The sequence below is a fragment of the Koromonas soli genome (assembly GCF_059726265.1).
In genome coordinates this window covers 550,704-564,506 of sequence record NZ_AP040872.1, presented here as the reverse complement: position 1 = coordinate 564,506, position 13,803 = coordinate 550,704, and the positions used below count along the sequence as shown (strand labels likewise).

The window sequence follows — 13,803 nt, the reverse complement described above, 5'->3', positions numbered from 1 at the left end:
CCGTAGTTCCAAGGAGTTACGAACGTTCGTGGGTAGTCGGAACTCAGACACGTATTCCGGGTACTTTGCTTTCATGCGGGCTCGTGCCTCGCGCCAAAGAAGCCGCATTTCCCACGCCAGTACCAAACTGGATTCTCTGCGCTGGGAGCACCTCGTGGACGCGACAATCGCGCCGGATTTGGCTAGAATTGAACTGTCTTTATCCTGTGCAATCATTCATGGCCGGACTTTTGAGTCCGGCCCCTTTTGTTGCGGCAAAGAAAAGCCCGCCTGTGATGAGGCGGGCTCTCGTGCTCTCGGGGCTTTCCGAGCGCTCTAGTAGTTCATGTCGAACTGCTCCTGATGCAGCAGCGGATCGCTCTTGATCAGCACGGGATGTCCGATCAGTTCTTCCATCTCCTGCAGCCATGTCGCTTTCCCCGCCTTCAGTTCCTTGGCGACTTCGGGGTTCACCCTGAGGATGACTTCCTTGCTCTCGATGTGGCGGCGCATCTTGCGCATTTCGACGTAGATCTCGTTACAGACCGTCTGCACCGACTTTACGAAGCCGGTGGCATCGCAATACGGGCAAGGAGTACCCAGCGTGCGCTCGAGCGACTGCTTGACTCTCTTGCGCGTGATTGCCACGAGTCCAAAGTCATTAAACTGAAGAATCTTCGATGGCGCGCGGTCGGCCTTCATCGCTTCTTCCAGCGCCTGCATCACCTTTTGGCGATTCTTGCGCTCGTCCATGTCAATGAAGTCCACGACAATGATGCCGCCGAGGTCGCGCAACCGGATCTGCCGCACGATTTCCTTTACGGCATCGCAATTGGTCTTGACGATCGTGTCTTCCAGGCGTGCAGTCTTGCCGACGTACTTGCCTGTGTTGATGTCGATCGCCACCAGCGCTTCGGTCTGGTTGATGACGATGTAGCCGCCGCTCTTGAGCCACACCTTGGACTTGAGGCTCTTGTTGATCTCCTCGTTGATGCCGAACTGCTCGTACAGCGGCATGTCCTTGGTGTAGAGCTTGATGCGACGCACCAGGTTTGGCTGGAAGCGCGATGCGAAACGCACCACGCGCTCGTATTCGGATTCGTTATCCACCCAGATCTGCGAGAAGTCGCTCGTGACCTGGTCGCGCAAAATGCGCTCGACCAGATTCAGGTCGTGGTAGATCAGCGCCGGGCTCTTGCTAGACTCTGCGCGAGTGCGAATTTCGGTCCACAGATGCTTCAGGAAGCGAATATCGGCGCGCAGTTCATCTTCCTTGATGTTGGCTGCCGCCGTACGAACGATGAAGCCTCCGTGTCCGTTTTCACGTTCACTGGAAACGATTCTCTTCAGACGCTGGCGCTCTTCTTCACTGCTGATCTTGCGCGAGACGCCGATGTGGTTCACCGTCGGCATGTACACCAGGAAGCGGCCGGGCAGCGCGATGTGGCTGGTGATGCGCGCACCCTTCTTGCCGATGGGCTCCTTGGCAATCTGAACGAGGATCTCCTGGCCTTCCTTCAGCAGTTCGCTGATGAGAGGCACCGCGCGCGACTGCTGCCGCGGACGCATCCTGCCACGCTGCTGCGGGGCACCACGGCGGCCACGGCGCTCGCGACGGTCGAAGCGCTCGCGCTGACGTCCGGGCTCCTGAACCGCAGCGGCTTCGGCAGGCTCAGCTTCTTCCTGCTCTTCGCCTTCCAATTCTTCCGCCGCATCACCGGCAACTAGCTCAGACTCTTCAAACTCTTCGCCTTCGAAGTCGTACTCTTCCTCATCGAGAGCCTCTTCTTCGTCGCTCTCGCGAACGGCGGTCCCGAGTTGCGAACCATTGCCGTCCTCGATTTCTTCATCGCCATCGCCTTCTTCGTAGCGGTCGCGATGCTCGGTCAATCCCGGCATTTCGGTTTCGTCAGCATCGAGTTCTTCATGCTCGACGTGACCACCCTCAATGACAAAGCTTCCGAACTGGCTCTCATACGAAGGCTTCGACTCGGCCTTCGGCGCCGCCTCAGCCGTCGAAGGCTGCTCGGCTTCCGTCTTCGCGTCAGCGTTTTCGGCTGCAGGCTCAACTTGCTCTTCCGAGGTATTGCCAAAAATCTTCGAAACCCGGTCACGCCACGTGCGGCGTCCACCGCGCTTCGTCTCAGGCTCTGCCGTCGCGCCCGCTTCCGCTGCGGGAGACTCTTCGGCCTGCACTGTCTCTGCCGGAATTTCGCCAATCGACGCTTGTTCGGACCGTGCCGCCTCTGCTACGGGATGCTGAACATCTTCCTGCTTGGCCTGAGGGGCCTCAGTCTCCTCCTGCGGAACCTCAATGGGCTCGTGGGACTCAGGCGTGGTCGAGACCGTCGTCTGATCGCTGGTGAACACGGTGGGCAATGCGGCGGCAGTCTCTCCGAGCATTGGCTGCTGCATGGCTTCCTGCGTCAGCTCAGCAATCGGCTCTTCTTCGACCTCTTCCACCACCGGGTCGCGGCGCTGGGTCAGCGAAGGTAATCCGCTCGCGCCCGAATAGCTCGCGCTGCTCAAGGGCTCGTCCGGATTGGGCTCGGGCTTCTCTACCACAGGCTCAGAAATTGGGGTATGCGGTTCAACCTCGGCAACAGCTTCCGGCGCGTCGACTGGCTCTACCGTTTCGGGGATGGAGACCGGCTCTACTCCGCGATACTTCGAGATCGATTCGCCCGGAAGAACGATCGGAGTGTAATTCTCGGGCAGCACGAAGCTCTCGCGCTCGCGCGGTTCACGTGGTTCACGCGGTTCGCGATCACGTCCACGGCCACGATCACGGTCGCGCTCTCCGCGGCGGCCGCGTCCTCCGCGATCACGGTCACGATCACGACGGCTATAGCGTTCGGGTTCTTCGCTGGTTGTGGACTCGACTGTAGGAACGGTTGTTCCATCGCCGGGCTTGTTGTACTTCGAAATCGATTCGCCCGGCAGCAGGATCGGAGCATAGGCCGTGGCTGCGGGCTTTTCTTCGGCCACCGCTTGCGCAGGAACATCACTCACTTCCGCTTCGGATTCCGCTGCGATTTCAGTCTCGGCTTCTTCGGTGTCGTCCACCGCGCGCGCCAGTCCGTGAACAACCAGGCCGCGCGGCTCAAATCCGCGCAACTCGCGTTTCCGGGGCTGACGGCCAGGCTGCTCTTCCGGTTCGACCGAGTCCTCAACTTCCGTTTCCCCAACCTGCGCAGGAACATTGCCCTGCGGCTGTGCTTCCTGCTGGCGGTCACCGTTCATGCGGTCACGCCCGCCGCGTCTTCCACGACGACGGCGGCGGCCACGCCAGCGCGGCGCGCCATCTCTGGACTCGCCCTGGGCGGCATCGCCCTCACCGGAAGCTTCTTCCTCTGCTTCCTCAGCAGGTTCTTCCTCGGCTTCCTGAGGCTCGGTGATGATCATTCCATTAGCCTGCGCCAGTGTTGATCCTGTCACCTTTACTTCGCCAAATTCGCCGTCTTCTTCTTCGTCCTGAAGTTCAAGAAAATCGGAAACGTAGAGGAACGCATCGCGTTCGAGTCCGATATCGACAAAGGCCGATTGCATGCCGGGCAGCACACGGGTGACACGGCCCTTGTAAATCGATCCAGCCAGGGTGTACTCGTTCTCGCGTTCGAAATACACCTCTGCGAGCTGATCGTCTTCCACCAGCGCCACCTTGGTTTCGTGCGGCGTGGTCGAAACGTAAAGTTCTTTGTTCATTTTCGCTCCCGGCCTGCTCGCGTGAGCAGGCTGTTGTCAGCCGGAAGCATGAAGGCAGGGCAGTCAGTTTTGAAAATCAATGCGCAAGTCGCACCTCCGGCATTATGCCGGGGCGCGAAGCGAAGTTCGCCCGCTCAACTGCTTTGAGGGGATCATGCCGCTGGTTCCGCCGTGACGCTCTGCGCCGTTCGGGGATTCAGCTGCTTTTGATGAGAACCTATGCACCGATTCCGTTCTCCCCAGGTCTATTGCACCTGGTCGCGGTTGCGCTCCCTATGGGGTTTGTGGCCACTTCTCTTCCGCCTTCCGGGTACCCTGGAGTGTGGAATGGGGCCGTTCCCTGCCCGTAGGTCGCGCAATTCTTCAATCCTGACCGGCCTCAGAACCTCAGTTGCCGGCTGTACCCTCCCATTCGAGGGCCTTTCAACTCTGTAAGCGGCGGATACATCTCCCGCCAAAAGCCTCGACATTCCCCGTCGAAGACCCATTCCCCCCGCCTGATTCCGGCGGATCTCACGGGATTTTGCAAAGATTTCTTTTCCGCTAGCCTCGCTTTTGTTCAAGGCTTTACTCGGACGCAGCGGTTACCACCGTGGTTCCGGAGCCTCCGCGCGCTCTGCCCGCCAGCCTAATTTACGAACCGGCGCATACGAACATTCATCACGATGCCCAGCGCCAGGAACATAAACATGGTTGACGATCCACCGTAACTCATCAATGGAAGTGGAATGCCCGTCACGGGCATGAATCCCACAACCATCCCCACGTTTACCAAAACGTGGAACGCCAGCACCGCGACCACTCCCATAATCAGGAAGACCCCGGCCCGGTCAGGCGCCGTTTGAGCGTCGTGAATCAGACGCATCAACACCCCGAAGTATAACAGCATTACCGCGAGCGCGCCCACAAACCCGTGCTCTTCACTCCAGGCGGCGAAGATAAAGTCGGTATGCGGCACCGGAAGGAACTGGCCCTGCGTTTGGGTGCCTTTAGCTACACCCTTGCCCCACACTCCACCCGATCCAACGGCGACGAGCGACTGAATGACCTGGTATCCCGAACCTTTCGAATCCGCCTCCGGCTCAACGAAAGTCGAGAGCCGTTCTTTCTGGTAAGGCTTCAACCCCCACTTCCACATAGCCGGCATAAGGACCGCCGCCACCACAAGCATGATCATCGCGTGCTTGGGGCGCATGCCTCCCAAGGCGAGCGCCATGATGGCAATCGGAACGTAGGTGAGCGATGTTCCGAGGTCGGGCTGCTTGAGGACCAGCAGCATGGGGAATAGCACAACCAACCCGGCTTTCACCAACTCACGAAACGGCAGATCGTTTTCTCTGTAATCAGCAAAGTACTTCGCCATAGTCAGAATAAGGATTAGCTTCACCCATTCCGACGGCTGGAAATGGAAGACCTTGAAGTCGATCCAGCGCCGCGCGCCAAGGTACTTCTTGCCGAAGATCAGCACCGCAACCAGCGATACCAGACTGAAGCCGTACATCCATGGCACATATTCCAGCAGTTCCTGGTAGTTCACCAGACTCATGATGAACATCAGCACTAGACCGGCGATGATCCAGTACACCTGCTTTACGTGCATGCCCTCGAATTTCGTGTGCAGCGTCGCCGAATAGATCTCCGACACGCCAAGCATGCAGATTATGAGCACAAAAATCAGCAGCACCCAATCGAAATCGCGGAATCGTACGTAGCGGCTCATCGCTCGCCTCCCATCCGCCATGCCGGCTCAGGCAGGGCGGCTACCACTCCGGGCAGGTCATGCCACGAGCGCCCATGCTGCTTGCGATGGGGAACCTTGCTTTGCTGCGGAACCTCGTTTTGCGCAAACTGTTCCATTCCCGGCGCGGCAACTACGCGGTGGAACCCTGGACGTGCCACGCCAGCATCGAACCGTGCTGCCTGGAAATGTCCTGACTCCTCGCCGCCATCGCTCCACAATCCGGTGACCAGCGTAGGCTTGCCATCGGCAGGAGCAGGTTGCGGAGGCGTCTCGGGCGTTTGCTCACCCGGAGTCGCTTCATCCGTCGGAGGCTTAATGTGCTCGATCTGCTGATGGTTCTTCTTTGCCACGTAGGCCTTGATTACCTGGGTCGCCAGTCGCGCCGCCAGTCGTCCGTGCTCGCCGCCCTCAAACAGCACGCAAACCACGATGTCCGGATTGCGCCGTGGCGTGAAGCCGACGAACCAGCCGTTATCTTTGTACGCGGCCTTGTTCGACATCCGGGCCTTCAGAGCATTTGAAATCGTCTGCGCCGAACCGGTCTTGCCCGCGATGTCGATTCCCTGAATGTGTGCGCTTGGTGCCGTACCTTGCGGCAGCAACACCTGCCCCATCGCGTCGGTAATAGTCTCAAATCCTGCGGGATCAATCGGAATGTCTTTTGTATCCGTGTAGTGCAGAGCAACCTGATACGTCTGCGGCACCTTGTCCGGGAAGACCACATGCGGACGCACCAGGTGTCCGCCGGTGGAGATCGCACTGATAGCACGAATCAACTGAACCGGAGTCGTAGCCACCGCGCCCTGTCCGATGCCTACCGAGATCGTCTCGCCCGCAAACCACTTCTGGCGGAAGTTCTTCAGCTTCCATTCTTCGCTCGGGATGACGCCACTGACTTCCTGCGGCAGGTCGATTCCCGTCTTCTTTCCCAGCCCGAACTCAGTTGCGTACTTCGCGATGCGCCCGATACCCAGTCGCTCGGCCAGCGTATAGAAGTAAACGTCGCAGGACTGGTAGATGCCCTTCGTCAGATCGACCGAACCGTGCGCGCCCTTGACCCAGCATTTGAAGTAGCGTCCGTAGAACGACGCTCCGCCGCCGCAGTTTACGTGGAGAGTCTGCGCAATCCCTTCCTGCCAACCGGCCACGCTCATGATGATCTTGAACACCGAGCCCGGCGCCAGTTGGGCCTGGATCGCTTTATTCAGCAGCGGCTTGCCTTCATCGGTAACAAGGCTCGTCCACTCCTTCGACGAGATGCGAACGGCAAATGCATTCGGATCGAACGTCGGTCGGCTGACCATGGCAAGTATCTCGCCTGTCTTCGGGTCCATTGCGACGATGGCTCCGGGTTTGTCGCCCAGCGCTTCCTCGGCCGCGATCTGCAAATCGAGATCGACGGTCAACTGCAATGGCTTGCCGGGAATCGCCGGAGTATCGCTCAGTTCGCCGACTTCCTTGCCCTTGCTGTTCACCAGCACGCGCCGCGAGCCATTCTTGCCCATCAGCATGTCGTTGTATTCGGCTTCCACGCCGCTCTGTCCCACCACGTCGCCGGGGTTGTAGAGCTCATAGCGTGGATTGTTCAGCATGTCTTCGCTGACTTCACCGACATAGCCGATCAGGTGCGCCATGAAACCGTTCTTCGGATATAGGCGCCGATGCACGGTGATCGTGTCCAGCTCGGGATACTCGTTGCGATGCGATTCGACGAAGGCCAGCTCGTCCGGCGTAATGTCGTACTTGATGAAGATAGGCTGATAACCCGGCAGGGCTGACATGCGCTTTACGCGCGCCTTCAGCTCGTTTGCATCCAGATGCAAGCCCACCGCGATGGCATCCAGGTTGGCGTCGGTGATCTTCCCTTGCGAGCGCAGCAGCAGCGCCGAAAACGAAGGATAGTTATCGACAATGGGTCGTCCTTCGCGGTCCAGCAGCTTGCCGCGCGGCGCCAGGATTGGCACCTCTTTCACGCGGTTCTGCTCCGCCATACTCGCGTAGTAATCCGAATGAAGCACCTGCAGACGCCACAGTCCATACACCAGCAACACAAAGATGAACAGGATGACGTACTGGGCGATTGCCAGACGGATTAACGGAACTTTTTCTTCGCGACCCAACATGAAATTGCTACTACCCGGAAGCTTTCTAATCTCTGATCTTGAAGCGTGTCAGCATCGAAAACAAGAATACTGCCATCACCGAATTTGCAACTGCGACGCCCGCCTCGTGCCCGAGGTTCAGGTGAATCGACTGCCCCATCAACGCTTTCTGAACGCCCACGAACACAGCCTGATGCACCGCATAAAAACCGAACGTCAGCAGGAAGCGCGACCCCGGGTTCTCGACGTCGATCTTGATCCCAATCGAAGATGCAAGATAACCCACAATCGTCTTCGCGATTCCGTAAACGCCATAGGGAGTGGCGGTCAATCCATCTTGCAGTAATCCAATTGCAGCACCGGTCAGCGTTCCGCTCAACTGGCTTCGCCGCGAAACGGCGAAAAAGATCGTCAGCAATAACCCGAAATCAAAGATCCGGAAGTAGTGCAGCCGAAGCGGCAAAAATGCCTGCAATCCCACCAGCAGCAAAGGCATTCCCACCGAAACAGGCCAGGAGAAGCGATAAACCTCCACCTGTTCGCGCGAGGTATAGCTCATCGAGAGGCTCTTCACTGTGGATTCGCCCCCTCGCCCGACGCCGGTTTCGGCTTTGTCGCACCGGTTCCCGGGCTTACCGCCTTCGGAGTTGCCGGTTTCGCGGGCGTTGTCGGCTTCGCTACAGTTCCATTGCTGCCGTTCGCTGTGGCGTTCTTCCCCGCCGGTGTCTTCGCCGGAACGTTGCTACCCGCGCCTGACGTCGCCGCCATCCCCGTCCTTACCACGGTTGTCGCCGGAGTCTTTGCCACCTGAGGAGTCGCGGCCTGCGGCTTGGGAGCAGCGCCGGGGGCTCCCGGAGTAACCTGCGGCCTTGGCGCGGCCTGCTGAGTACCCGTTGCAGTTCCAGCCTGCGCGTTCGGCGCACCTTGCGTCGTTGGCGTGGCCTGCTGAGCCGTCTGTCCAGGGGCGTTCGGCTGTGTTCCGTTTTGTGGCGGCTGTTGCGGCACACCCGGCAAGTGCTGCGCCAGAATGTCCGAGGCGCGAATCGGGCCAAGTCCCGTCGTATCCGGCGCGCGCATCTTCTGCTCGGTGATCACCAGCACCTCTTCGATGCGGTCAAGATTCACAGCTGGTTTCAGCTTGATATCAAGAAACAGGTTGCGTCCGGGGCTCACACTTTCTACCGTGCCTACTGGCAAGCCCTTCGGAAATACGCGGTCGCCACCGCTGGTCACCAGCGCCTCGCCCTTTTGCACCTGCTCATCACCCATGATGTAGTTCAACTGAACCTGCCCGGCGGCCGTGCCTTTCACAATGCCCTGCAAACGCGAATTCACCAGCGTCGCGCCGATGCCGCTCGTCGGATCATTCATCATCAGCACCTGCGAGGTCTCGCCGTACACGCTCAAAATCTTGCCCACCACGCCGTCCGGCGTGATCACTGGCATATCGACCTTGATTCCGTCTTTCGTACCTTTATCCAAATACAGGAGCCGCGAATTCTCGCTGCCGCTCGTGCCGATCACCTGCGCGGCCACGGTCTTGTCGATCCACTGTTCCTTGAACTCGAGCAATGCCTGGATGCGCCGTGCCTGCCGTGCATCTTCCTGCTCGCGCGCCCGCTCCAGTCGCGTGCGCTCGGCTTCAGCTCTCAGTTCCTGATTCTCTCGCCGCACATTGCGCAGATCGATGTAGTTCGACCAGACCCCGCGCACACTCGAACCCGTGTAGATCAGAAAGCGTTCAAACGGCGCAATGGTGTTCACGGTCACGAGCCGGATCAATCGCACCGGGCCCTCCGCCGTCTGGCGCTTAATCTGCACGGCCAACCCCAGGAGCTGAGCCAGCAGCACTGTCGCCAGAACTACCGTGTTCTTGTGCCGCGAAAAAAAGTTCATGTGTTCAGAATTTCAGTATGCTACCGGATTTCCAGAGTTCCTGCTCGGTTCCGCAGGTGAGCGGACCTTTGCGCCCGCGATCCACCTATGGTCGCCCGAAAACTGCAAGGCCGGAGCACCGCTCCGGCCGCTGTTTGTTTGTTATTCGATACTGATCTTGCGCAGGAGTTTGAAGTCGCTGAGCATTTTGCCCGTACCCAGAACCACGCTGGCCAGCGGATCGTCGGCGATCGAAACAGGCAGCCCGGTCTCTTCGCGAATACGCTTGTCCAGGTTCTTGAGCAGCGCGCCGCCACCCGTAAGCACGATGCCACGGTCGCTGATGTCGGCGCTCAGTTCGGGAGGAGTCCGCTCCAGTGCCACGCGAATGGCGTTCATGATGGTGCCCACGCATTCGCTGAGTGATTCGCGGATTTCGCTGTCGTCGATGGTGATCGTCTTCGGCACGCCCTCGATCAGGTTGCGTCCCTTGATCTCCATGGTCAGTGGCTTTTCCAAAGGATAGCCTGAGCCAATCTCGATCTTGATCTGTTCCGCCGTGCGCTCGCCGATCAGCAGGTTGTATTTGCGCTTCAGATAGTTCATCACGGCTTCATCCATCTGATTGCCGGCCATGCGAACCGAGCGCGAGTACACGATGCCGCTGAGCGAAATCACGGCGATATCCGTGGTGCCGCCGCCTATATCGACCACCATGTTGCCGCTAGGTTCGGTAATCGGAAGTCCTGCGCCGATTGCCGCCACCATCGCCTGCTCCACCAGGTGCACTTCGCTGGCTTTGGCGCGATAAGCCGAATCCATAACCGCCCGCTTTTCCACCTGCGTAATCTCGCTCGGCACGCCGATGACGATTCGCGGATGCACCAGCATCTTGCGGTTGTGCGCCTTCTGAATGAAGTAGTTCAACATCTTTTCGGTGATCTTGAAGTCGGCGATCACGCCATCTTTCATTGGCTTGATGGCGACGATGTTGCCCGGAGTGCGGCCAAGCATTTCCTTGGCTTCCTTGCCCACCGCTTCCACTTCATTTGTATTCTTGTTGATCGCGACGATGGACGGCTCGTTGACTACGATGCCCTTTCCTCGTGCATAGACAAGCGTGTTCGCCGTGCCCAGGTCAATTGCGAGGTCGCTGGAGAACATGCTGAACAAAGAACGCAAATTCCCGAATCGCGAGCCGGTGTGGAAGCCATTGTTTGACATCTTTTATGCTGTCTCTCTTTTTCGTACAGAAAGATTTCGTCCACGGCGAGGACACCCAAGCGGGCCCTCACTGTCTCCTACCCTCTCTGCCCAGAAAAATCAGTGTTGATCTTCACTCAGATAATACGGATAGGCCGATACAGAACCAATGCGATAAGAGCACTAGCCGGGACTAGTCACTTATCTTACTACTCCGCTCGCATCGAAAACGCGGCTCTCAGAAATTTCACCTCAAACCTCAACCTATTCTGAAATTTGCGAAGACGGCTTATCAATTCTTCCTGCGCAATCACCTTAGCTTCAAGCTGTCGTCGGGCCATGAACTGTTTCACGCACGGCACATCTCATCCTCTGTCGATACTGTCTTGAAATCCTGAAAGCTGAGTTCCCCGACAGCGCAAACTAGCCCGCCCCTTGCCACTCCGCCTCTCCCCCGACTACGATATCCGGTCGTTTCATCTCGGAGAGGATCGCATGCCCACCACCACTGCTTCCGACGTTAAAACCTACTCAAACTTCATCGATGGAAAATGGGTTCCGGCCTCCTCCGGAAACACCTGCGAAAACCGCAATCCTGCCGACACCCGCGATGTCGTTGGCGTTTTCCAGCGCTCCTCGGCCGCCGAGGTCAATCAGGCCATTGAGGCCGCCCATGCCGCATTCCCCAAATGGAGCATGGTTCCCGCTCCGCGCCGGGCCGAAATCGTTGCCAAAGCCGCAGCCATCATCGAGAAGAAGAAAGAACAGTTTGCCCGCGACATGACTCGCGAAATGGGCAAAGTCATCAAGGAGACGCGCGGCGACGTGCAGGAAGCCATCGATTGCGGATACTTTTTTGCCGGAGAAGGCCGCCGCATGTACGGCCTCACCACGCCGAGCGAGTTACCCAACAAGTTCGCCATGTGTACGCGCAATCCCGTCGGCGTCGTCGGCATGATCTGCCCGTGGAACTTCCCCATGGCCATCCCATCGTGGAAGCTCTTCCCCGCCCTCGTTGCCGGCAATACCTGCATCATCAAGCCTGCCGAGGACACGCCGCTCTCGGTCTTCAACTTCGTCAGCGCCCTGACCGACGCCGGAGTTCCCGCCGGAGTGGTCAACATCGTCACCGGACACGGCTCCGAGGTCGGCTCCCCGCTCATGGAACATCTCAAGGTCCGCGCCATCTCCTTCACCGGATCGAGCGAGGTCGGACGCATTATCGGCGAGAGCTGCGCTCGCACCTTTAAGCGTTGCTCGCTCGAGCTTGGCGGCAAAAATCCCATGATCGTTCTCGATGATGCCAATCTCGAGTTGGCTCTCGACGGCGCGCTCTGGGGAGCCTTTGGCACCGCCGGGCAGCGCTGCACCGCCACCAGCCGCATCATCATCCAGAAGGGCGTTTACCAGCGTTTCATCGAAGAACTCGTCCGTCGCGCCAAGCTCCTGAAGCTCGGCAACGGCCTCGACGAATCCATCGATGTCGGCCCGGTTGTCAATCGCCAGCAGTTGGACACCGTTCTCGGCTACATCGACATAGGTCAGAAAGAGGGAGCGCGTCTCGCCTGTGGAGGCCATCGCCTTGAGGGTGGCGATCACGCCAACGGATTCTTCATCGAGCCGACAGTATTCTCCGATGTCGATCCCAAGATGCGTATCGCGCAGGAAGAGATCTTCGGCCCCGTCGTCTCCTGCATTCCCTGCGACTCGCTCGAACAGGGAATTGCCATCGCCAACGATGTGAAGTATGGACTCTCTTCCGCCCTTTACACCCGCGACGTCAATCGCGCTTTCCACGCCATTCGCGACCTTGATGCCGGAATCACCTACATCAACGCGCCCACCATCGGTGCGGAAGTTCATCTGCCCTTCGGCGGCGTAAAGCGGACCGGCAACGGCCATCGCGAAGGTGGCGTGGGAGCCTTCGACTTCTACACCGAATGGAAAGCCGTGTATGTCGATTACTCCGACCGCCTGCAAAAGGCCCAAATCGACCGCCCCGAGTAGTCACATCATCCAGAACGTTCACGCAAATCAGGCGCGGATTCACCCTCCGCGCCTTTTCCTTCCAATCCAGTGTTCACGTTACAAAGGTCACCACGCACGTGGTCACTTTAACTTTGTAAATACCTCCTGCTGCAATACACTTACTAGCCGACACGCAAAGTTACATGACCGGGTGCCAAGGTCGCTAAGACGGCCTGCGCGAACTTCTGCGCAAACACTTGGCTTTGAATGGGGAAATATGGCCTTACACGAAGTCCTGGTTTCTTTTCCGACCGATGACAATGACTACCAGCGCGCACAGGCAGAAGCGGCGCAAGTAGCCGCGCGTGCTCACGGTCTGCAACTCGACATTCAGTACGCCGAAAACGACGCCGTCCTGCAGGTCCAGCAGATATTGCGAGCCTTGCAGACAAAGCAGCATCACTATGACGCGATCATTTCCGAGCCTGTCGGCACCAGCATGGAGTCGGCTGCGCGGCTGGCCGCCAGTTCCGGGGTCATCTGGGGCATTCTCAATCACGAGACCACCTACATCTCGTCGCTCCGGCGCACGGCCAAAGCGACACAGTTCGAGGTGACGAACAATCACTTCGAGATCGGGCGCGTCGAGGCTCAGCAGGCCGCTGCTCTTCTGCCCGATGGCGGCGTTGTGCTTTACATTGAGGGCCCTGCCACTGGAGGCGCGGCGCGTCTACGTACCGAAGGCATGCTCTCCGCTAAGCCCGCCAACATCGAGCTGAAGATCCTCAAGGGTGACTGGACCCAGAGTCATGCCCGTCGCAGCATCGCAAACTGGCTCGGCATCCGCACCTCGCGCAGCCTCGGCGTAAAGGCAATCATCTGTCAGAACGACGCCATGGCCCTGGGTGTTCGCGAAGCCATTGAGAGCACTCTCAGCGGCCCCGAACGCGATAGCTGGCTGCGCCTGCCGATCACCGGATGCGACGGTCTGCCTTCGGGCGGACAGGAACTGGTACGCCGCGGAATACTCACCGCCACCATCGCCGTGCCGCCCAATGCGGGCATTGCGATGGAACTGCTGGCCAAAGCTCTCCGCGGCGAAACGATACCGGAGAAGACCGTGGGCACGGTCTCCTCTTTCCCTGCGATCGAAAAGCTGCAAGGCCAGCGCGCCTTCAGCACAATGATGGCCCACTCGTAAGTGATTCACCTTTCCGAACGCCGGAATGG

8 protein-coding genes are annotated in these 13,803 nt (G+C 58.8%); 2 read left to right on the top strand and 6 right to left on the bottom strand.

Features of this window, described 5'->3' with window-relative positions:
• Positions 1 to 315 precede the first annotated feature (315 nt).
• From AC6IY8_RS02435 to AC6IY8_RS02410, 6 genes are all read right to left on the bottom strand, one after another.
• Entirely contained in the window at positions 316 to 3,684 is a 3,369-nt protein-coding gene (locus tag AC6IY8_RS02435; RefSeq protein WP_497777100.1) for an Rne/Rng family ribonuclease, read from the bottom strand.
• Between the two features lie 628 nt (positions 3,685 to 4,312).
• Positions 4,313 to 5,404 carry a rod shape-determining protein RodA gene (gene rodA / locus AC6IY8_RS02430; RefSeq protein WP_497777099.1) on the bottom strand — a complete coding sequence of 364 codons (1,092 nt, stop codon included), beginning with the start codon at positions 5,402 to 5,404 and terminating at the stop codon, positions 4,313 to 4,315.
• Positions 5,401 to 7,548: a penicillin-binding protein 2 gene (mrdA, locus tag AC6IY8_RS02425; RefSeq protein WP_497777098.1), complete on the bottom strand. Its 2,148-nt coding sequence runs from the start codon at positions 7,546 to 7,548 to the stop codon at positions 5,401 to 5,403. Before mrdA ends, rodA begins: the two co-directional genes overlap by 4 nt.
• Before the next feature lie 25 nt (positions 7,549 to 7,573).
• Positions 7,574 to 8,086: a rod shape-determining protein MreD gene (gene mreD / locus AC6IY8_RS02420; protein WP_497777097.1), complete on the bottom strand. Its 513-nt coding sequence runs from the start codon at positions 8,084 to 8,086 to the stop codon at positions 7,574 to 7,576.
• Between the two features lie 11 nt (positions 8,087 to 8,097).
• On the bottom strand, positions 8,098 to 9,423 hold the full coding sequence (mreC, locus tag AC6IY8_RS02415; protein WP_497777096.1) for a rod shape-determining protein MreC: 1,326 nt from the start codon (positions 9,421 to 9,423) through the stop codon (positions 8,098 to 8,100).
• 141 nt (positions 9,424 to 9,564) lie between these two features.
• Positions 9,565 to 10,626, bottom strand: coding sequence for a rod shape-determining protein (locus AC6IY8_RS02410; RefSeq protein WP_497777095.1), 1,062 nt, complete (start codon positions 10,624 to 10,626; stop codon positions 9,565 to 9,567).
• Between the two features lie 474 nt (positions 10,627 to 11,100).
• Here AC6IY8_RS02410 and AC6IY8_RS02405 point away from each other — a divergent pair, with 474 nt between their 5' ends.
• Complete coding sequence (locus AC6IY8_RS02405; RefSeq protein ID WP_497777094.1) at positions 11,101 to 12,612, top strand: aldehyde dehydrogenase family protein; 1,512 nt, start codon at positions 11,101 to 11,103, stop codon at positions 12,610 to 12,612.
• 238 nt (positions 12,613 to 12,850) lie between these two features.
• Positions 12,851 to 13,774: a substrate-binding domain-containing protein gene (locus AC6IY8_RS02400; RefSeq protein ID WP_497777093.1), complete on the top strand. Its 924-nt coding sequence runs from the start codon at positions 12,851 to 12,853 to the stop codon at positions 13,772 to 13,774.
• The last annotated feature ends 29 nt before the right edge of the window (positions 13,775 to 13,803 follow it).